At 68.0% G+C, this 17,880-nt stretch carries 22 protein-coding genes and 1 pseudogene; 13 read left to right on the top strand and 10 right to left on the bottom strand.

The genetic code is table 11. The features are described 5' to 3' along the window. Nucleotides 1-29 precede the first annotated feature (29 nt). The 3 genes and pseudogenes from L8F96_RS04110 to L8F96_RS04100 form a co-directional block, all read left to right on the top strand. Nucleotides 30-329, top strand: a complete 300-nt coding sequence (locus L8F96_RS04110) for a putative quinol monooxygenase (protein ID WP_046409200.1) — start codon at nucleotides 30-32, stop codon at nucleotides 327-329. Between the two features lie 102 nt (nucleotides 330-431). After that, nucleotides 432-824, top strand: a complete 393-nt coding sequence (locus tag L8F96_RS04105; protein WP_334655633.1) for an NADH:ubiquinone oxidoreductase subunit NDUFA12 — start codon at nucleotides 432-434, stop codon at nucleotides 822-824. 203 nt (nucleotides 825-1,027) lie between these two features. Then, a pseudogene (locus tag L8F96_RS04100) lies at nucleotides 1,028-1,261 on the top strand (DUF2155 domain-containing protein); the annotation flags it as partial. Between the two features lie 35 nt (nucleotides 1,262-1,296). Here L8F96_RS04100 and aat read toward each other — a convergent pair. The 3 genes from aat to L8F96_RS04085 form a co-directional block, all read right to left on the bottom strand. Beyond that, a complete protein-coding gene (gene aat / locus L8F96_RS04095) occupies nucleotides 1,297-2,070 on the bottom strand; it encodes a leucyl/phenylalanyl-tRNA--protein transferase (RefSeq protein ID WP_334655181.1) in 774 nt (257 codons plus the stop codon). 66 nt (nucleotides 2,071-2,136) lie between these two features. Further along, nucleotides 2,137-2,520 (bottom strand): hypothetical protein, encoded by a 384-nt coding sequence (locus L8F96_RS04090; protein ID WP_046409204.1) that lies wholly within the window; start codon nucleotides 2,518-2,520, stop codon nucleotides 2,137-2,139. 116 nt (nucleotides 2,521-2,636) lie between these two features. Further along, nucleotides 2,637-3,965 (bottom strand): Y-family DNA polymerase, encoded by a 1,329-nt coding sequence (locus L8F96_RS04085; RefSeq protein ID WP_334655179.1) that lies wholly within the window; start codon nucleotides 3,963-3,965, stop codon nucleotides 2,637-2,639. A gap of 93 nt (nucleotides 3,966-4,058) precedes the next feature. Between L8F96_RS04085 and radA the strand changes: the two genes are divergently transcribed. The 5 genes from radA to L8F96_RS04060 all read left to right on the top strand — a co-directional run bounded on the left by radA (nucleotide 4,059) and on the right by L8F96_RS04060 (nucleotide 8,600). Further along, nucleotides 4,059-5,432: a DNA repair protein RadA gene (gene radA / locus L8F96_RS04080; RefSeq protein WP_136450684.1), complete on the top strand. Its 1,374-nt coding sequence runs from the start codon at nucleotides 4,059-4,061 to the stop codon at nucleotides 5,430-5,432. 66 nt (nucleotides 5,433-5,498) lie between these two features. After that, nucleotides 5,499-6,074, top strand: a complete 576-nt coding sequence (locus L8F96_RS04075) for a CvpA family protein (RefSeq protein ID WP_046409206.1) — start codon at nucleotides 5,499-5,501, stop codon at nucleotides 6,072-6,074. Then, a complete protein-coding gene (locus tag L8F96_RS04070) occupies nucleotides 6,071-6,508 on the top strand; it encodes an iron-sulfur cluster assembly scaffold protein (RefSeq protein ID WP_046409207.1) in 438 nt (145 codons plus the stop codon). The genes L8F96_RS04075 and L8F96_RS04070 overlap by 4 nt, the downstream gene beginning before the upstream one ends. After that, entirely contained in the window at nucleotides 6,508-8,271 is a 1,764-nt protein-coding gene (locus L8F96_RS04065) for a cation:proton antiporter domain-containing protein (RefSeq protein ID WP_046409208.1), read from the top strand. Before L8F96_RS04070 ends, L8F96_RS04065 begins: the two co-directional genes overlap by 1 nt. Beyond that, nucleotides 8,268-8,600 (top strand): DUF423 domain-containing protein, encoded by a 333-nt coding sequence (locus tag L8F96_RS04060; RefSeq protein ID WP_046409209.1) that lies wholly within the window; start codon nucleotides 8,268-8,270, stop codon nucleotides 8,598-8,600. Before L8F96_RS04065 ends, L8F96_RS04060 begins: the two co-directional genes overlap by 4 nt. Nucleotides 8,601-8,654: 54 nt before the next feature. On the opposite strand, the gene L8F96_RS04055 is transcribed toward L8F96_RS04060, so the two are convergent. Genes L8F96_RS04055 through L8F96_RS04045 form a run of 3 tightly spaced genes read right to left on the bottom strand, consistent with a single transcriptional unit; the run spans nucleotide 8,655 to nucleotide 10,455 of the window. Beyond that, complete coding sequence (locus tag L8F96_RS04055) at nucleotides 8,655-8,795, bottom strand: DUF2256 domain-containing protein (RefSeq protein WP_145118301.1); 141 nt, start codon at nucleotides 8,793-8,795, stop codon at nucleotides 8,655-8,657. Beyond that, nucleotides 8,795-9,895, bottom strand: a complete 1,101-nt coding sequence (gene aroB / locus L8F96_RS04050) for a 3-dehydroquinate synthase (RefSeq protein ID WP_334655177.1) — start codon at nucleotides 9,893-9,895, stop codon at nucleotides 8,795-8,797. The genes L8F96_RS04055 and aroB overlap by 1 nt, the downstream gene beginning before the upstream one ends. After that, complete coding sequence (locus tag L8F96_RS04045; protein WP_046409211.1) at nucleotides 9,892-10,455, bottom strand: shikimate kinase; 564 nt, start codon at nucleotides 10,453-10,455, stop codon at nucleotides 9,892-9,894. Before L8F96_RS04045 ends, aroB begins: the two co-directional genes overlap by 4 nt. A 103-nt stretch (nucleotides 10,456-10,558) precedes the next feature. On the opposite strand from L8F96_RS04045, the gene L8F96_RS04040 reads away from it, so the two are divergent. The 4 genes from L8F96_RS04040 to L8F96_RS04025 are packed head-to-tail and all read left to right on the top strand — an operon-like array spanning nucleotide 10,559 to nucleotide 14,304. Beyond that, complete coding sequence (locus tag L8F96_RS04040) at nucleotides 10,559-10,696, top strand: hypothetical protein (RefSeq protein WP_334655175.1); 138 nt, start codon at nucleotides 10,559-10,561, stop codon at nucleotides 10,694-10,696. After that, a complete protein-coding gene (locus L8F96_RS04035; protein ID WP_334655174.1) occupies nucleotides 10,677-12,440 on the top strand; it encodes a hypothetical protein in 1,764 nt (587 codons plus the stop codon). Before L8F96_RS04040 ends, L8F96_RS04035 begins: the two co-directional genes overlap by 20 nt. A gap of 4 nt (nucleotides 12,441-12,444) precedes the next feature. Continuing rightward, the gene (locus L8F96_RS04030) at nucleotides 12,445-13,341 is read left to right on the top strand and encodes a tyrosine-type recombinase/integrase (RefSeq protein ID WP_334655172.1); all 897 of its coding nucleotides are present in this window, start codon (nucleotides 12,445-12,447) and stop codon (nucleotides 13,339-13,341) included. Between the two features lie 9 nt (nucleotides 13,342-13,350). Continuing rightward, nucleotides 13,351-14,304: an acetyl-CoA carboxylase carboxyltransferase subunit alpha gene (locus L8F96_RS04025; RefSeq protein WP_125944276.1), complete on the top strand. Its 954-nt coding sequence runs from the start codon at nucleotides 13,351-13,353 to the stop codon at nucleotides 14,302-14,304. A 67-nt stretch (nucleotides 14,305-14,371) separates the two neighbouring features. Here the strand turns inward: L8F96_RS04025 and L8F96_RS04020 are convergent, their stop codons facing one another. Together L8F96_RS04020 and L8F96_RS04015 are read right to left on the bottom strand one after the other, a co-directional pair. Continuing rightward, nucleotides 14,372-14,548 (bottom strand): Flp family type IVb pilin, encoded by a 177-nt coding sequence (locus L8F96_RS04020; protein ID WP_334655170.1) that lies wholly within the window; start codon nucleotides 14,546-14,548, stop codon nucleotides 14,372-14,374. Between the two features lie 103 nt (nucleotides 14,549-14,651). Further along, nucleotides 14,652-14,879: a Flp family type IVb pilin gene (locus L8F96_RS04015; protein WP_334655632.1), complete on the bottom strand. Its 228-nt coding sequence runs from the start codon at nucleotides 14,877-14,879 to the stop codon at nucleotides 14,652-14,654. A 39-nt stretch (nucleotides 14,880-14,918) separates the two neighbouring features. On the opposite strand from L8F96_RS04015, the gene L8F96_RS04010 reads away from it, so the two are divergent. Continuing rightward, nucleotides 14,919-15,341 (top strand): (deoxy)nucleoside triphosphate pyrophosphohydrolase, encoded by a 423-nt coding sequence (locus L8F96_RS04010; RefSeq protein ID WP_334655169.1) that lies wholly within the window; start codon nucleotides 14,919-14,921, stop codon nucleotides 15,339-15,341. 386 nt (nucleotides 15,342-15,727) lie between these two features. Here L8F96_RS04010 and L8F96_RS04005 read toward each other — a convergent pair whose 3' ends face one another. Together L8F96_RS04005 and L8F96_RS04000 are read right to left on the bottom strand one after the other, a co-directional pair. After that, nucleotides 15,728-16,441, bottom strand: a complete 714-nt coding sequence (locus tag L8F96_RS04005; protein WP_334655168.1) for a hypothetical protein — start codon at nucleotides 16,439-16,441, stop codon at nucleotides 15,728-15,730. Between the two features lie 74 nt (nucleotides 16,442-16,515). After that, a complete protein-coding gene (locus tag L8F96_RS04000) occupies nucleotides 16,516-17,850 on the bottom strand; it encodes a TniQ family protein (RefSeq protein WP_334655631.1) in 1,335 nt (444 codons plus the stop codon). Nucleotides 17,851-17,880 lie beyond the last annotated feature (30 nt).

Genomic DNA, 17,880 nt, shown 5'->3' with positions numbered 1-17,880 from the left:
CCTTTGAGGCAATGGCAAAGGGGACGGGAATGTACGGGCTGATTGGAAAGATGACCGCGCAACCCGGCAAGCGCGCGGAGTTGACGGCGATCCTGCTCGACGGCGTCGCCGGCATGCCCGGCTGCCTCAGCTATGTCGTCGCCGATGATCCCGCCGAGGCCGACACCATCTGGATTACCGAGGTGTGGACCGATCAGGTATCGCATGTCGCCTCGCTGCAGATGCCCTCGGTCCGCGACGCCATCACGCGCGGTCGCCCGCTGATCGCGGGGATGGAGCGGATTGCCGAGACACGGCCGCTCGGCGGCACCGGGCTTTCGGCGCGCTGATCCTCTCCGGCGGCATGACGCGATTTTTGCGGGCGGGCGCATCGCCTTTGCGGCGCCTCGCCATTGATGCCCCGCGCGCCAGCCGCTAAGCGCTGGGACGACATGGGCATCAACCTCAATCCCTTCACCTGGTGGAATGGCGCCACCATCGGCACCTGGTTCGGCCTGCGCGGCATGACGCGCGTCGGCGAGGACTCGCTTGGCAACGTCTATTACCAGGGCGGCAAGGACACGGCCGGCAACCCGCGGCGCTGGGTGGTCTACAACGGCTCCAACGATGCCAGCCGCGTGCCGCCCGAATGGTTCAGCTGGCTGCACAAGCATGTGGACGATGCGCCCACCCAGGCGCTGCCGCCGCCCCGCCCCTGGCAGAAGCCGGCGAAGCCGAACATGACCGGCACGCCCGAGGCTTATCGTCCGTCGGGCGCGCTCGAAAAGGGTGGTCGCCGCCAAGCCGCCACCGGCGATTATGAGGCGTGGAGCCCCGACGCGTGAAGCCTGCGGTCGCGGCGGCCGCGATCGGCGGCGCCGCCCTGCTCGGCGTCGGCGTCTGGTATGTCGCCAGCGACGGCGATGACGCCGGCTCGCGCCGCGCGCCGGCCGCGAGCCAGCAGCTTCCCGAGGCGGCCGAGAATGTCCCGTCCGACGTCGTGACGGTGGAGGGGGATGCCGCCCCGGTCGATGCCGGCAGCACCCCGATGGCGCAGCGCAGCGCGGTGATCGGCCTCCTCAACAAGCGCAATGGCGTCAGCCGCGACGTGCCGATCAAGCCGGGCCAGGCGGTGCGCGTCGGCGACACGATCATCCGCCTGCGCGCCTGTGAGCGGACCGCGCCGTGGGAGCAGGAACAGCTCACCGGCGCCTTCGTGCAGCTCGATGTGCGCGGCAGCGACGACAAATGGCGCCGCGCCTTTTCGGGCTGGCTGTACAAGGAACGGCCGGCGCTGAACGTCGTCCAGCACCCGATCTACGACGTCTGGCCCAAGAGCTGCACGATGTCCTTCCCCGACAAGGGGCCGGATACCGATGTAATCGCCGCGCCGTCGACCGCGCGGAAATCCGCTGGCGCTGCGACGGACAGCGGGTCGGCTCCCGCACCCTCGACGCCCGCCGCCGCGGCGCCGTCCGCACCCGCCGCACCCAGCACGTCGGCCAGCGCCTCGCCCAGCAACGCGATGTAATCGTCCCGGTCGATCTCGATCGCGCCCAGCGATGCGAGGTGATCGGTCATGAACTGGCAGTCGAGCAGCGTGAACCCGCCATAACGCAGCCGCGCGACCAGCGCGGCGAGCGCGGCCTTGGACGCGTCGGTCGCGCGGCTCACCATGCTCTCGCCAAAGAACGCGCGGCCCAGCGCCAGGCCGTAGAGGCCGCCGACCAGCTCGTCACCTTCCCAGCATTCGATCGAATGCGCGAATCCCGCCTCGTGCAATTGCAGAAAGACCCGCTCGATCGACGGGTTGATCCACGTCTCCGGCCGGTCGCTCGCCGACTCGGCGCACAGCGCGATGATCTGCGCAAAGGCGGTGTCGCTGGTCAGGCGGAAGCGTTCGGAGCGCAGCGTGCGGCGCAGCGATCGCGACAGATGGAACTGGTCCAGCGGCAGGATCGCGCGGTGGCGCGGCTCGACCCAATAGACGCCGGGGGCGTCGCGCGCGTCCGCCATCGGGAACACGCCGACCGCATAGGCGCCAAGCACCGTCGCGGGGTCGAGGATTTCGAAGGGGCGATGGCGCGTCATGGTCGACGCGCAAGATAGAAAGCCGTCGCCGCTCCTGCAAAGGGGCGGCGACGGATCATCGATGGGTTAGCCGCGGCAGGTGAGGGCCTTCTGGCCCGGCTGCTCGATCGTCACGCTCTTGGTGTCGCCGGTCAGCTTCCAGCCGCCCTCGGCGGTCAGCGGCTCACCCGCGTTCGGGGCGGTCAGCGTGGTCGACGGGCCATCCTTGGCAGTCTTCACGACGACCTGCTTGTCGCCTTCGAAGAAGGTCACGTACACAAGGCTGTTGTCGCCGCAGCGCATCGACTTTTCCGCCTTGATCGACGGCGGAAGCTCGATCGCGCCGGCGTTGGCGAGTTCGCCCGCCATCGGATCGGGGTTCGAGTCGAGCACTTCCGGCACGGTGGGTTCGGAATTGCAGGCAGCGAGCGCGAGGAGCGCCGCGGTGGCGAAAAGGAAGGGGCTCTTCATAGCGGCCCGCGACTTCGCGCATGCAGCACAGAGCGTCAAGGCAAAGGCGGTGAGCCGCGATACTTTATTTCGATAAAAGCGGCCGGAACGGAAGGATCATCGCCTTTTCGCCGGCTTCACTCATGGAATTCGTCCAGTTCCGGGATTCGGCCAAAGGCGATCTTGCTCCCCACCCGGTCCGCCCGCCCGCCGCCCAGCGGGCCGAGCGATACCGCATGGCGGCCAAACCGCTGGTTGATCCGGTCCATCGCGCGGCTCAGCGCCAGCCCGCGAGTCTCGCGCGCCAGCGGGTCGGCGGGGTCGAGATGCGCGAACAGGCTCGCCTGCTCGCCCGCCACCGGCACGATCTCGGCCAGCGTCACGCCGATCATGCGCAGCCGGAACCCGCCCGGCCGCCCGCGCCCTGCCTCCCGCAAGCGCGGGAACAGCGCATCCAGCCGGTCGAGCACGACGAAGCTGTCCTGCGTCTCGGGCAGCCGGATCGACGTGCGCCAAGCGCTCTTGTCGTTCTCGAACCGGACATGCAGCACCAGCAGCCGCGCGCGATAGCCCTTGCGCCTGAGCCGGCTCGCCGCCTTCAGCGCCAGCCGCCGCGCGGTCAGCCGCGCCGGCTCATAGCCGCGCTTGCCCGGCGACAGGACGTGGCTGTGCCCGATCGTCCGGCTCTGCGTCGGCTTCTCGGGCAGGTCGACGCCGTGCAGCAGGTACCACAGCCGGTCGCCGTCGGTGCCGCCCCAGGCGTGGCCGGCGTCACGCGGCCGCCGCGCGCACAGTTGCGCAATGTCGTTCACCCCGTCACGCGCCAGCCGCCGCTCCATCTTCGCGCCGATCCCGGCGATGTCGCTCAGCTTCAGCCGGAACAGCGCGTGCGGCAGGTCCTTGTCCTCGAACACCACCAGCCCGTCGGGCTTCTGCAGGTCGGAGGCGAGCTTCGCGAGCAGCCGGTTGGGCGCGATCCCCACCGACGACGTCAGGCAATCGCCCACCCGCCGGCGGATCCCCGCCTTGATCCGCCGCGCCAGCGCCATCGCCGCCTCGCGATCATTCTCATTGTCGAGCAACCGGCACGCCACCTCGTCGATCGAGCACACCCGCGTCACCGGAATGTGGCGCCAGATCTCCGCCACGATCGCATCGTGAAACTCGACATAGCGCCGGTGCCGCGCCGGGGTGACGACAAGGTCCGGGCAGCGCTGCTTCGCCTCCCACACCGGCGTCCCCGTGGTGATGCCATAGCGTTTCGCCTCCACCGACGCGGCGATCGCGACCGTCGTATCGCTCCCCACCGGCGCGACGATCACCGGCCGCCCGCGCAGCGACGGCTGCAATTGCTGTTCGACGCTGGCGAAATAGGAATTGAGGTCGAGGAACAGCCAGCGCAGCGGCCGCGGCGGCAGGTCGTGCCGCGGCGCGATCGAAGGGAAGGGCGACTCGGCCGGCATCATGGCTACGGCAGGATAGCGAAGCGCGGGATTGTTCTCCAGTTGTTCTCACGATAGAACAGGCGGCGATGCTCCCGCCGCGATCCCGGAACCCCCATGGCTAAGATCCAGAAGCGCTTCGTCTGCCAGTCCTGCGGGTCGGTCTCGTCGCGCTGGCAGGGGCAATGCGTCGACTGTTCCGAATGGAACACCCTGGTCGAGGAAACGCCCGCGATCGTCACGCCTTTCCATGCCAAGCACAATCTGCAGGGCGGCGGCCGCACCGTGACGATGGTCGCGCTCGATGCCGAGATCCCGTTGCCGGCCCGCCGCGCCAGCGGCATCGCGGAGCTTGATCGCGCGCTCGGCGGCGGTTTCGTGGAGGGCAGCGCCACGCTGATCGGCGGCGATCCCGGCATCGGCAAGTCGACCCTGCTGCTGCAGGCGGCGGCGTTGATGGCGCTCGCCGGCGCCGACGTCGCTTATGTCTCGGGTGAGGAGGCGGCCGATCAGGTCCGGCTGCGCGCCCGCCGCCTGGGGCTGGGGGAGGCGCCGGTACGGCTCGCTTCCGCCACGTCGGTGCGCGACATCCTGACCACGCTCGGCAGCGGCCGTCCGCCCGAATTGCTGGTGATCGATTCGATCCAGACGATGCATTCCGACCTGATCGAAGGCGCGCCCGGCACCGTCAGCCAGGTGCGCGCCTCCGCGCAGGAGCTGATCCGCTTCGCCAAGGAACGCGGCACCGCGCTGGTGCTGGTCGGCCATGTGACGAAGGACGGCACCATCGCCGGTCCCCGCGTGCTCGAACATATGGTCGACACCGTGCTCAGCTTCGAAGGCGAGCGCAGCCATCAATACCGCATCCTGCGCGCGATCAAGAACCGCTTCGGCGGCACCGACGAAATCGGCGTCTTCGCGATGGAGGCGCAAGGGCTGACCGAGGTGTCCAACCCGTCCTCGCTGTTCCTGACCCAGCGTGACGAGGGCGTGACCGGCACTGTTGTCTTTCCGGCGCTGGAGGGGACTCGCCCCGTGCTGGTCGAAATCCAGGCGCTGGTCGTCCGCCTCGCCAGCGGCGCCACGCCGCGCCGGGCGGTGGTCGGCTGGGACAGCGGCCGGCTGGCGATGATCCTCGCCGTGCTGGAGGCGCGCTGCGGGCTCAGCTTCTCCTCGGCGGAGGTCTATCTCAACGTCGCCGGCGGCTACCGCGTGCAGGATCCCGCCGCCGACATGGCGGTCGCTGCGGCGCTCGTCTCCGCGCTGTCCGAACGGCCGGTGCCGACCGACGCGATCGCCTTTGGTGAGGTCGCGCTCTCGGGTGAGGTGCGCAGCGTCGCGCACGCCGCGCTGCGCCTGAAGGAAGGGGCAAAGCTCGGCTTCGGGCAGGCGCTCGTCCCCGCCGCTTTGGCGAGGGAACAGGCGCCGATGCGCCTCTCCGGCTTCCCCACGCTGGCGCGGCTGGTGGATCATCTTCTCGGCCGCGGCTAAGGGCCCGCCAACGCCCCGCCGCATGGCTGGGTGACGTTGCAACCGGCGGACCCTAGATAAGCGACAATGAACCTGAACGGACTCGATATTGCGGTGCTCACCGCCGTTGGCGGCAGCGCCCTCCTGGGGCTGAAGCGCGGGTTCGTGACGGAGGTGCTGGCGCTGTTCGCCTGGGTCGCGGTGGTCTTCGCGATTAAGATCTTTCACCTGCCCGTGTCGCAGGCGCTGGCCGGGCCGATCGGCACCCCCTCGGGCGGCGCGGCCTTGGCCTTCGTTCTGGTCGGCGGCATCACCTATTTTCTTGGCCGCATCGTCGCGCGCGCACTGGGCGACCGGGTGCGCAAGTCGGTGGTCGGCCCGGTCGATCGCGCGATCGGCTTCGGCTTCGGCGCGTTGAAGGGGCTGATCCTCGCCAGCCTTGCCTTCCTGCTGGCATTGCTGGTGCTCGACACGATCGGCGGCGGCCCGCGCAGCCGCCCGGCGTGGATGAAGGACGCGCGCACCTATCCGTTGCTCAACGCGACCAGCAGCGCGATTGCCGATTTCGTCGATCGCCGCCGCCGGGGTGAGCCGGTGTTCGGCCCCGACGGCCCCTTCGGCGGTGCCACGCCCACCCCCTCCAGCAGCAGGACGCCGGCATGAGCGACACGCTCTACAATGATGCGATCCTTCGCCTCGCCACTGACAATCCGATCGACGAACGCCTGCCCGATCCGATGGGCAGCAGCGAGAAACGCTCGCCGATCTGCGGCAGCCGGGTGACGGTGGACGTCAATCTCGGCCCCGACGGTCGGGTGAGCGAGGCGGGGATGCTGGTGCGCGCCTGTGCGCTGGGCCAGGCATCCTCCTCGCTCCTCGCCGCGCAGATCATCGGCCGCTCGCCGGATGAACTGGCCGCGGCGCGCGACGCCTTGACCGGCTGGCTTGCGCGGACCGGGAACATCCCGGATTGGCCCGGGCTCGACGTGCTGACACCCGCGCTCGACTATCATGCCCGCCACGCCTCGATCCGTCTCGCCTTCGAGGCCGCGGCGGAGGCGGCGGAGCAGGCGACGCACGCAGCCGCGAGGAACTGATGGAACACGGTGCCACTGGATCACTGCTTCGCGATGGGGTGATCCTGCTCGGTGCTGGGCTCGGGTTCGTTCTTCTCTTCCGCCGGCTGGGGCTGGGCGCCACGCTCGGCTATCTCGTCGCCGGGGCCGTCGTCGGCCCCCATGTGCTGGGGCTGGTCGGTGATGCCGATGCCAAATTGGGTGTCGCCGAACTCGGCATCACCTTGCTGCTGTTCGTCGTCGGGCTGGAACTCAAACCGTCACGCCTGTGGCAACTCAAACAGGATATCTTCGGCCTCGGCCTGCTTCAGGTCGTCGCCTGCGGTATTGCGATCACCGCCATCATCGCGGTGTTTGCGCATTTCTCCATTCCCGCCGCGCTTGCGCTCGGCCTGCCGCTGGCGCTGTCCTCGACCGCGCAGGTGCTGCCGCTGCTGCAATCCTCCGGTCGGCTGCGCACCCCCTTTGGCGAACGCGCCTTTTCGATCCTGCTGTTCCAGGATCTCTCGATCATCCCGCTGATCACCATCATCGCCGCGCTGAGCCGCAATCCGGCCGATGCCGGCGGCCCGCCGGGCTGGCTGCTGATCCTCTACACGATCGCCGCCGTCGTCGGGCTGATCGCCGCGGGACGCTTCATCCTGTCGCCCTTGTTCCGCCTGATCGGCAACATGGGCGAACGCGAGATGTTCGTCTTCGCCGCGCTGTTCACCGTCATCGCCAGCGCCGCCTTGATGGAATCGCTCGGCCTTTCCACCGCGCTCGGCGCCTTTGTTGCCGGGGTGATGCTGGCCGACAGCCCGTACCGGCATGAACTGGAGGCCGACGTCGATCCCTTCCGCTCGATCCTGCTCGGCCTGTTCTTCCTCACCATCGGCATGATGCTGAACCTGACGGCGATTGCCGAACGCCCGCTGTTCGTCGTGTCGATGGCGCTGGCGCTGATCGCCACCAAGACGCTGGTCATCTTCGGCCTAGGCCTCCTGTTCAAGATGAACTGGCGCTCGGCGCTCGGCCTTGGCGTATTGCTCAGCCAGGGCGGCGAATTTGGCTTCGTCCTGTTTGCGCAGGCGACCAAGGCGTATCTGATCGCGCCGGAGGCCGCCTCGCTGTTCGGCGCCATCGTCACCTTGTCGATGGCGACCACGCCGTTCCTGATGAGCGCCACCAGGCGGCTGCGCGAGGCGCCGATCATCGCCGAGGAACGCGAGGGACCAAAGGCGGAGGGCGCCAATGCGATCATTGTCGGCTATGGCCGCTTCGGCCAGACGGTCGGGCAGATGCTGCTGACGCAGGACATCCCTGTCACGCTGATCGACACCGATATCGAGATGATCGACATCGCCGGGGAGTTCGGCGCCAAGGTCTATTATGGCGACGGCACCCGGCTCGATCTGCTGCGCCAGGCCGGCGCGGCGGAGGCGGAGCTGATCCTGTTCTGCATCGACGACGAACAGGTCACCGCCGAAGTGGTCGAATCGGTGCATGAGGCATTTCCCCATGCCGCCATCTATGTGCGCGCCTATGATCGCCGCATGCTGATCAAGCTGAAGGGCAGCCCGGCCAAGCTGGTGGTCCGCGAAGTGCTCGAATCGGCGGTGAAGATGGCGCGCGGCGCGATGGCGGATCTTGGCATCGACCGCGGCGAGATTGACCGGTCGGAGGCGATGTACCGCGCCAGCGACCGCGAACGGCTGCGCATCCAGCTGGAGGCTGGCGATATCTATGCCGCCCGCGCGATCGTCGCCGCGGAGCAGCCATGGGGCAGGGGGAACGACACATGAACTGGTTGATGGTTCTGGCGGGTCTGTCGGGCGCGCTGGCGGTCGGCGCGGGTGCATTCGGCGCGCATGGCGCCAGCGGGCAGGCGGCCGAATGGCTGCGCACCGGCGGCCAGTATCAGTTGATCCACGCGGTCGCGGCTCTGGTCGCGCTTCGGCTCGACCTGCGCGGCCCCGGATGGCTGTTCGTCGTCGGCGCCGCGATCTTCGCCGGCACGCTCTATCTGATGGCGATGGGCGCGCCGCGCTGGCTCGGCGCGATCACGCCCATCGGCGGTACGTTGCTGATCGCCGGCTGGCTCTGGCTCGCCTGGGCGGGTGTTCGCGGCTGATGGCCAACGGCCGCGTGTTCGTGGCCAGATTTCTCCGCAGGCAGGCCGGATGCATCACGTCTTCTGGCGGCACGCGGCCGAACAATAGATCACCGCGTCCCAGTCGCGCGCCCACTTCTTGCGCCAGCTGAACGGCCGCTGGCACACCGGACAGGTCTTGGTCGGCAAGTCGCGCTTGGCAACGCCGTTGGGCATCAGCGCGGCTGGATCGCCAGGAAATCGCGCACATCGTCCAGCGACACCTGCTTGTCGAGGTAGGTCTGCCCGATCCCGCGCGCGAGAAGAAACGGGATATTTCCGCCACTTGCCTTCTTGTCGTGGCGCATATGCTCGACCAGCCGCTCGGCCGGCGCATCGATCCCCGCCGCCGCCAGCCCGCTCGGCAACCCCGCCGCCTGCCAATGCGCCGCCACCCGCACCGCGTCCTCGATCGGGCACAAACCGTGAGCCGCGGAATAGCCAAACGCCAGCGCACACCCCGCCGCCACCGCTTCGCCATGCAGCAGCTTGTCGGAAAACCCCGCCTCCGCCTCCAGCGCATGGCCGAACGTGTGGCCCAGGTTCAGCAGCGCCCGGCGCCCCAGCGTCTCGAACTCATCCTCACCCACGATCCGCGCCTTGGCCGCGACCGAATGGGCGATGGCATATTCCCTCGCCGCCGAGTCACCCGCGAGCAGCTTCTCGCCGTTTGCCTCACACCAGGCGAAAAAGTCTGCATCGTCGATCAGCCCGTATTTGACGACCTCGGCATAGCCGGCGCGCAACTCGCGCAGCGGCAGCGTGTCGAGTACCGACGGGTCGATCAGCACCACCTTGGGCTGGTGAAAGGCCCCGATCAGGTTCTTGCCCGCCCGCGTGTTGATCCCGGTCTTGCCGCCCACCGACGAATCGACCTGCGACAGCAAGGTTGTCGGGATCTGCACGAAACCGCACCCGCGCTTCAGGATCGCGGTGGCAAAGCCGACCAGGTCACCGATCACCCCGCCGCCCAGCGCCACCACATGGTCGCCGCGCTCGACACCCATCGCCAGCAACTGATCGGTCAGCGATTCCAGCGTCGCCCAGCTCTTGGATTTCTCCCCCGCCGGGATGATGATTGCCTCGCTCTCAATCCCCGCCGCGGTCAGCGATGATCGCAGCGTGGCGAGATGGGCGCCGACATTGGCGTCCGCGACGATCGGCACCCGGCGCTTGCCGACCAGCGGCGCGAGGCGCTCGCCCGCGCGAGTCAGCAGTCCCGCCTCGATCACCACGTCATAGCTGCGCGTCCCCAGCGCCACCTGCACAATCGTCATGCGTTCCCGTACCCAATCGCTTTCAGGATCGCGCGCACGGTCGCTTCGTGCGGCGCATTGTTGCTCGTCACATGGATGTCTGCCTGCGCGTAGAGCGGATTGCGCACCTCGGCGAGCTCGCGCAGCACCTTCGCCGGGTCCTTGCCGCGCAGCAGCGGTCGCGTGTCGCGCCGGCGCACTCGGTCGACCAGCACGTCGATGTCCGCGTCCAGCCACACGGACAGCGCATCGGACAGGATCAGCTGGCGTGTCGCATCATTGATGAACGCGCCGCCGCCGGTCGCGATCACCTTTGGTCGCCCGTCGATCAGCCGCTGGATCACCCGTCGCTCGCCATCGCGAAAATAAGGTTCGCCGAATTGCGCGAATATTTCCGCGATCGACATGCCCGCGGCTTCCTCGATCGCATTGTCGGCGTCGACGAAGGGCAGGCCAAGCCGCTGCGCCAGCCGCTTGCCCACGGTGGATTTGCCCACGCCCATCAGGCCGACCAGCACGATCGGTTCACGCTGCCAGCGGCTCTTGCGGTCGCGGTTGGATGGGGCGGGGCTTTGCAACATGGGTCTGCGGGCTATACAGCGCGTCGGCGCCCCGGGCACAAGGCTCGCGGAAGGTTAGGCTCGACGCTGGCGGGTTTTGCCGGCGTCGTACAGGGTGTGGAACATGTCGCGGTTGATCGTCTCGCTGGTGGTACTCCTGGTCGTCGTGACCGGCGGGTTGTTCTTCCTCGCGGGCAGCGCGACCGAAAAGCCCACCACGCGTGTCGAGAAGGCGGTCGAGCTTGGCAACCTCGCGGGTTAGGCTGCTGGCGGCGCTCGCCGCAGCAGGATCATTGGCAGCAGCAGCGGTCGCACAGAACGCGCAGGCGCCCGAATCACTCTTGCCGCCCGGCTTCGGCGAGCCGGTTGCGCCGCCCCCGGCCCAGGCGCCCAGCAACCAGACGGTCCAGCCGCTTCCACAGGCGCCGCTAGACCTGCCGGCGCCGGAGGCAAGCCCGTCGCCCACCCCGACGCCGACCCCGCCGAGCGCCGCGGAACTGGCCAAATATGAAATGCCGCTGTTCGCGCGGCGCTCGCTGTCGATCGTTGGCCCCATCGGTCAGCCGGAGGGAGGCGTTGCGCCGAACGCGTTCGGCGACGCCGACGGCGGCTACCTCCAGGGGCTGATGCGCCGCCTGTCCGCGCCGCTGCCGTCGCGCTGGCTGTCGATCGCGCTTCGCCGCGCGTTGATGTCGCGCATCGATACGCCCGCCGGCCTCAACGGCGCCGATTTCGCCGCAGAGCGCGCGTGGCTGTTGCTCCGGATGGGCGAATCGGTCGCGGCGCGCAGCGTGATCGAGAGCGTCGACACGATGAACGCGACGCCCAAATACGAACAGGTCGCGATGCAGGCGATGCTCGCCAATGGCGACCCGGGCGGTCTGTGCACGCTGGCAGAGGCGCCACAGGATCGGGCGCGTGGCTGGGTCCTCGCGCGGGCCATGTGCGCGTCGCTCGGCAATGAGGAAGGCGGCGGACGCGCGCTGATCGATGCCGCGCGTCGCCAGCGGGTGGCCAGCGGCATTGACCTGGCGCTTGCCCGCAAGGTCGTCGGCGCAGGGCTGGGCAGCCGCCAGGCGGTGACGATCGAATGGGATCCGGTGGTGCAATTGACCAGCTGGCGTTTCGGGCTGGCAACGGCGACCGGCGTCGCCGTGCCAGCGGAACTGTACCAGACGGTCGGGCCGCAGGTGACCGGCTGGCGCGCGCTGGCGCCGGCCATCCCCATCGCCGATCGCGCCGCCGCGGCGGAAACCGCCGCTGCAATGGGCGTGCTGTCCAGCGCGGCACTGGTGGATCTGTACGCAGCCCTTGATGCTGGCGAGGATACGCCCGCGGCGCTCGGCGCGATCGCGTCGGACCTGCGCTCGGCCTATGTCGGTGCCGACATCGCCACGCGTCTGGGTGCGCTGCGCCAATTGTGGGATGGCGTGGAAACGCCGCAGGCCCGTTATGCGCGCCTCATCCTGACCGCGCGCGCCGCCGCGCGGATCCGCCCGGTCGACGGTCGGGAGGAGGCCAATCGCATCGTCGCTTCCATGTTGTCGGCGGGGCTCGACCGTACCGCGCAACGCTGGCGCGGCCAGGTCGACGAGGGCAGCGATGCTTGGGCCATGCTGGAATTGTCCGATCCGGACGCCAGGACTCGGCTCGGTTATGGCGCGGTGGGCAAATATGCGGGCAGCGGCAGTGCGACGCTGAAGCGGCAGTTGTTCTTCGCTGGTTTGGCCGGTCTCGGCCGTCTTTCCCCGCAAGAGGTCGAAAGCGGCGCCGAGTCGCTGGACGTGCCGATCGGCGTGCAGAACAGCTGGACGCGCGCGCTGGATCGCGCCGTGCGCGACCGGCAGCCCGCCACGGTGCTGCTGCTGTCCGGGATTGGCATGCAGGCGGACTCCTGGCGGGCAATACCGCCGGCCGCGCTCTATCGGATCGTCGCTGCGCTGCGCGCGGTGGGGCTGGATGGCGAGGCACGGATGATCGCCGTCGAGGCGCTCACGCGGGCCTGACCGGATGGGCGATACGGCCCTCATCGACCGCTTTCTGGAGATGATGGCGGCGCAGGCGGGCGCCGCGCGCAACACGATCGCCGCCTATCGCAGCGATCTCTTGCTTGCGTCGGAAGCGCTGGATGGCCGCCTGGCCGAGGCCGATGCCGACATGATCGGGCGGCTTGCAAGCGGCTGGTCCGCGCTGGCCCGGTCGACCGTGTCGCGCAAGGCATCAGCGCTCCGGCGCTTCTTCACCTTCCTCGCGGAAGAAGGGTTGCGGGCGGACGATCCGGGCGCGGCGCTGCCGCAGCCGGCACGCCGTCGTCCGCTTCCCCGCACGCTCAGCCATGCCGACGTCGATCGGCTGTTCGCGGTCGTAGCGGCGCGACTCGCGCGTGATCCGCCGCTCGCCCCCGATGTGCGCAACGCGGCGCTGCTGGAACTGCTATACGGTTCGGGCCTGCGCGCGACCGAGCTCGTGTCGTTGCCGCGCAATGCCATTCATCCCGATCGGCCCTTCATCATCCTCTCGGGCAAGGGCGGCAAGGAACGGCTGGTGCCGATATCCGACCGCGCCCGCGCCGCCGTGGCGCAATGGCGCGATCATGTCCCCACGGGCGACAAATTCCTGTTTCCGTCCGGCGCCACGCACATTTCGCGCGTGCGGCTGTTTCAGATCATCCGCGCGCTTGGCGCCGAAGCCGGTATCCCGCCCGATCGCATCAGCCCGCATGTGCTTCGTCACGCCTTTGCCACCCACTTGCTTGAGGGCGGCGCAGATCTTCGTGCGCTCCAAGCAATGCTGGGGCATGCCGACATTGCGACGACGGAAATCTACACACATGTCGATCGTGCCCGGCTGGTCACGCTCGTCAATGAACGGCACCCGCTCGTTGACGTGGCGAAACCGCGCGCCTAGCTCCGCGCGATGGCGACTTTCCTCGACTTTGAAAAACCCATTGCCGAACTGCAGGCACGGATCGACGAACTACGCGATACCGGCGCCGAGGGCGGTGTCGACATCGCGGCAGAGGTCGCGAAGCTTCAGGCGAAATCCGATCGGCTCCTGAAGGAAACCTTTTCCAAGCTGACGCCGTGGCAGAAGACGCAGGTCGCCCGGCATCCCGAGCGGCCGCACTTCAAACATTATGTTGCCGGGCTGTTCGACGAGTTCATCCCGCTCGCCGGCGATCGCGCCTTTGGCGACGATCAGGCCATCATTGGCGGGTTCGCCAGTTTCCGCGGGCAGCGTGTGCTGGTGATGGGACATGAGAAGGGTGACGACACCACCTCCCGTCTCCGCCACAATTTCGGCATGGGCAAGCCGGAGGGGTATCGCAAGGCGGTGCGCCTGATCTCGCTCGCTGATCGCTTCAACCTGCCGATCGTGACCCTGGTCGACACGTCCGGCGCTTTCCCGGGCCTGCAGGCGGAGGAGCGTGGCCAGGCCGAGGCGATCGCGCGCTCGACCGAGGCGTGTCTCGCCGCCGGCGTGCCCTTCGTATCGGCGGTCGTGGGCGAGGGCGGCTCGGGCGGCGCCGTTGCGCTGGCCAGCGGCAATCGCGTGCTGATGTTCGAACACGCCGTCTATTCGGTCATCTCGCCCGAAGGCTGCGCCTCCATCCTGTGGCGTACGGCGGACAAGGCGGCCGACGCTGCCGAGGCGATGAAAGTCACGGCGCAGGATCTGAAGGCGCTTGGCGTGATCGACACGATCGTGCCGGAGCCGCTGGGTGGCGCGCATCGCGGCCCCTCGGCGGCGATCGGCGCACTGGGCGACGCGATCGAATTGGCGCTCGGTGAATTGCGCGGCATGGATGCAGCCGCGCTGCGGCGCGAACGGCGCGAGAAGTTCCTCGCCATGGGCCGCGCGCTTAGCTAACGCGAGGCAAATAAAAGGGCGGCGAGCCGACGCTCGCCGCCCCTTCTGTCTGCAGTAATTGCCAGCTTTACTTGTCGTTGTTCACGGCCATCTTCGTTGAGACCTGGCCAAAGGTCGTGTTCAGCTGGTTGCCCAGCGTGCCCATGGCGGCAATGGCGGCGACGGCGATCAGGGCAGCGATCAGACCATATTCGATCGCGGTGGCACCCTTGGAATTCTTGAGGAAGGCGCGCATCTTCTGCATGTTCGGTCTCCAATGGTTGTCTAAAGCTATAGTCACCCGACCGGATGAAGGTGCCCCCCGCTCCGGTACCCACCCCGATTAACGCGGCGAGGTTGAAAAACATTTAAGGGTCGTCGCGGTCCGGCGGGTTGACTGCGTCGCTGATGGTGCCGCTGACGTTGTTCCACATGCTGGTCGTTTCGTCCGCCACGCCAGCCAGGCTTGCGATCATCGCAACAACGATCAGCGCGACGATCAACCCATATTCGACTGCGGTCGCACCGCGTTGATCGGCGGCCAGCCGCAGGGCTGCGGCAAGCGCGCGTTTAATCGCTGAAGGGCCTCGGTGCATGCGCTGCTGATCGCATGGCTGTATTAAGGAAAGGTCGACATGCCCCATCCCGCCAGCGCGCATTCTCTACCGATGCTGGTGGTCGCCGCAGCGCTGATCGCGGCGGATGGCCGGATCCTGGTTCAGCAACGCCCGCTCAACAAGCATCATGGCGGCCTGTGGGAGTTCCCGGGTGGCAAGGTGGAGCCAGGCGAGACACCCGAGGCGGCCTTGGCTCGCGAGCTGGCGGAGGAACTCGGAATCGGGGTGGAAGCTGCGGACCTTTACCCCGTCGCCTTTTCGCGCGGCAGCGCTGGCGATCGCCCGATGGTCCTGCTGCTCTATCGTGCCGAGCGGTGGGAGGGGACTGCGCAGGCAATCGAAGCCCCGGCAATCCGCTGGGTCGCGCCTGACGAACTGGCCGCACTGGCCATGCCGCCCGCCGACCGGCCGCTCGCCGAGGCGCTGATGGCGCTGAGCTAACGCCCATCGCGCGGACGCGACGCCCGGCAAGTCACAGCATCAACAGCGTCCCCGTCCCGCCAAGGACGAATGCCAGCACCAGCCAGTAATGCGAGCGGACGAGCCAATCGGAATCGCCGTCAAAGATGCGCATGAGGTCCCTCGATTCTTCGAGAACGGGCAAGCCGCCTGCGCTCGCCAATCTGCCAGCGGCCTTATCGCACGCGCGACCCGTAGCGACCTAGAAATGGCACCGAACCGGAGCAACCAGGCTGTCGCGTTCCCCATAAGGGGTAATCTCCGCGGGGCAACAGAAGGGGCAGCCGCAACGTCCCCTGGGTCACCTTCGCGCTCATAAGCGGTCATCTCGGCGGGTTGGCATACCATAAACCGGTCAACTCGCGACCTCAGGCCGGCTCACGCCAGAATTGGGTGGAATAGTTGTTCAGGGTGCCGCTGCTGTGATGGCTGGCCGGGATCGTCGAACCGTCGGGGTTCTTCTCGAGATAGTCCCTGACTGAGTAGAGCGCGCCGCGCATGAAGTATTCCCAGCTGCGCGACAGCTCGTCCTGCTGATCCGCGTCCTGCCTGGCTGCGCTGGGCTTGCGCTTGGGAAGCCTGCCCATCTGACTGAGGTGGTGAAGCCGCTCGTAATTCGGGCTCGTGTCCACGTCATGCGTGAAGACGATTCGCCCGTAGGTCCAGCCGTCATCAACGGATAGCCGCCACTGGAAGGAGACTGTGACGGACAGCCTGGGGCTGAAGCGATACGGCGGGCGGATGTGGTCATCGACGCGGAACAGCTGGTCCCGCTTCTCATCCTTCTCCTGCCGATCCTTCATGCTGTCGACCGCGCTCACCAGGGCGCTGCCGGCACGATGGGCGTCGCTGCCGGTTCTCTCCCGCTTCGCGGCTGACTTCGCCTTGGCATGCTCGGCGAGCGCGACCTGGAAACGCCGCAGACGTTCCCCGACGAACTCGCCGCAGTCCCAGAGCCGAAGGTCATGAAGACCTGACGCCGTCTCGGACCCGATGGCGTCCTGTACGAGGCGGCGCAGTTTCGCCATGTCGACGCTCTGGATCGCGCGCACCTCATGCGCTTCGAGATTGATTTCACCCATGTCACGCACCCGAGATGTTGGTCATCGCCGCATTGTCTCAGATGGCGACGGGTGCGTGCAAATGCGATGGCTGGTCACATGAGAGATGAAGCCCCATGCCGTCGGCTCATCTCGGCGATCGCATCCCGGACACTGTAGGCGTTCTGGGGAAACTTCCTCGTTCCGTAGATGCGGACCTTCCGTTCGACGCGTATGCCTGTGTCGACGGCGGGGTCGACCGTCTTTGTTCCTGGCCACAGTTCATCGAGCAGTCTGCCCAGCTTGTGCGCCTGCATGAACGCGTCGTTCGCCTGGAGCCTGCGCACGCGATGTTGGAGCTTGGTGAACCGCGCAGATGAAGGCTTGGTGGCGCCGGCCCCGCCGATGGTCTTCCGCCTTCCGCCCGTCTCTGCCCTCTTCGGCTCGTCCACCCGCTGCCCCCAGCGGTAGCCATGCTCGCGGCGCAGCCATTCCCTGACCACCCCGTCGAGCAGGCCGATGGGCCTGCCGTCGACGCCGCGAAGAGGATCGAGGAGCAGCCGACCTATGCGCGTGGCGAAGAGACGGCGGACCTTGTGCTCCATGGTCGGCGCGGGATTTCGTCCGGCGACGTCGGCGATCAGACGCTCGAACCCGGCGGGCCAGTCGCGCAGGATCGGATAGGCGTGCTCGATCTGCCGGGCGCACTCGGCGATGGATCGATCTTGATCGATGCGCCCGGTCTTGTAGTTGAGGCGATCGTCATCGACCTCATCGTCGCCGGCGGCGGGCGTCGCCGCGATGACACCGATGCGATCCACGATGCTGGCGAGATCGTTGAGCGGCATCTCGCGGAAGACGGCGGGCAGCAGGCCCGCCTTGCTCAGGTTGACGTGGCCGGTGGCACCCGCGACGCCCAGGCGCGAATGCAGCGCCATCGTGACCCCGCTGGCCCCGGGGGACGCCGGCCGGGTTTCGACATCGACCATCTCCCTTCCGCACCCGCAGGTCCAGACGCCGGTCTTGCGACGGTATTCGAAGGGGTCGCCGCATTCGTCGCAGGTGTCGACGAGCAGCGTGCCGTGGCGGACGCAGACGGGCGCCATCAGGAGCGCCCAATGGTCACGCAGCAGGCGCTGCTCGGGTGGGCCGTCCTCCTTCAGGCAGGTCGGGCAGAAGCGCATCCGGGAGAACGACAGGTGGGTCGCGCGCAAGGGCTGGCCGAGGAAGTCGACGGTGCTCCTGTCCTTGCTGGCATCGGGGTCGCGCCAGCGCATGTGCAGAAGGGCATCCACGGGAAAGCCGGCGAGCGCGGCCAGTCGTTCCCACCGCCAAGTCTCGCTGGTGGGACCGAACTCCCTCAGCTTCATGGCATGCCGGAAGGGGTCGACCTTTCCGTAGCCGAGGCAGGCGGCGAAGCGACGGACATATCCATATGCGCTCTCGCCCACCACCGGGATGGGGACGCGGTTGAGCGGGCG

Origin of the sequence: Sphingomonas panaciterrae (genome assembly GCF_036890205.1) — a bacterium.
Classification (GTDB): domain Bacteria; phylum Pseudomonadota; class Alphaproteobacteria; order Sphingomonadales; family Sphingomonadaceae; genus Sphingomonas; species Sphingomonas panaciterrae.
Note: the sequence above shows the minus strand (reverse complement) of the source record. Positions and strands in the feature narration are given on the sequence as shown.

Coding starts and splice junctions, on each gene's coding strand:
- L8F96_RS04110 (WP_046409200.1), top strand. CDS start 30: ATGTACGGGCTGATTGGAAAGATGACCGCGCAACCCGGCAAGCGCGCG.
- L8F96_RS04105 (WP_334655633.1), top strand. CDS start 432: ATGGGCATCAACCTCAATCCCTTCACCTGGTGGAATGGCGCCACCATC.
- aat (WP_334655181.1), bottom strand. CDS start 2,070: ATGACGCGCCATCGCCCCTTCGAAATCCTCGACCCCGCGACGGTGCTT.
- L8F96_RS04090 (WP_046409204.1), bottom strand. CDS start 2,520: ATGAAGAGCCCCTTCCTTTTCGCCACCGCGGCGCTCCTCGCGCTCGCT.
- L8F96_RS04085 (WP_334655179.1), bottom strand. CDS start 3,965: ATGATGCCGGCCGAGTCGCCCTTCCCTTCGATCGCGCCGCGGCACGAC.
- radA (WP_136450684.1), top strand. CDS start 4,059: ATGGCTAAGATCCAGAAGCGCTTCGTCTGCCAGTCCTGCGGGTCGGTC.
- L8F96_RS04075 (WP_046409206.1), top strand. CDS start 5,499: ATGAACCTGAACGGACTCGATATTGCGGTGCTCACCGCCGTTGGCGGC.
- L8F96_RS04070 (WP_046409207.1), top strand. CDS start 6,071: ATGAGCGACACGCTCTACAATGATGCGATCCTTCGCCTCGCCACTGAC.
- L8F96_RS04065 (WP_046409208.1), top strand. CDS start 6,508: ATGGAACACGGTGCCACTGGATCACTGCTTCGCGATGGGGTGATCCTG.
- L8F96_RS04060 (WP_046409209.1), top strand. CDS start 8,268: ATGAACTGGTTGATGGTTCTGGCGGGTCTGTCGGGCGCGCTGGCGGTC.
- L8F96_RS04055 (WP_145118301.1), bottom strand. CDS start 8,795: ATGCCCAACGGCGTTGCCAAGCGCGACTTGCCGACCAAGACCTGTCCG.
- aroB (WP_334655177.1), bottom strand. CDS start 9,895: ATGACGATTGTGCAGGTGGCGCTGGGGACGCGCAGCTATGACGTGGTG.
- L8F96_RS04045 (WP_046409211.1), bottom strand. CDS start 10,455: ATGTTGCAAAGCCCCGCCCCATCCAACCGCGACCGCAAGAGCCGCTGG.
- L8F96_RS04040 (WP_334655175.1), top strand. CDS start 10,559: ATGTCGCGGTTGATCGTCTCGCTGGTGGTACTCCTGGTCGTCGTGACC.
- L8F96_RS04030 (WP_334655172.1), top strand. CDS start 12,445: ATGGGCGATACGGCCCTCATCGACCGCTTTCTGGAGATGATGGCGGCG.
- L8F96_RS04025 (WP_125944276.1), top strand. CDS start 13,351: ATGGCGACTTTCCTCGACTTTGAAAAACCCATTGCCGAACTGCAGGCA.
- L8F96_RS04020 (WP_334655170.1), bottom strand. CDS start 14,548: ATGCAGAAGATGCGCGCCTTCCTCAAGAATTCCAAGGGTGCCACCGCG.
- L8F96_RS04015 (WP_334655632.1), bottom strand. CDS start 14,879: ATGCACCGAGGCCCTTCAGCGATTAAACGCGCGCTTGCCGCAGCCCTG.
- L8F96_RS04010 (WP_334655169.1), top strand. CDS start 14,919: ATGCCCCATCCCGCCAGCGCGCATTCTCTACCGATGCTGGTGGTCGCC.
- L8F96_RS04005 (WP_334655168.1), bottom strand. CDS start 16,441: ATGGGTGAAATCAATCTCGAAGCGCATGAGGTGCGCGCGATCCAGAGC.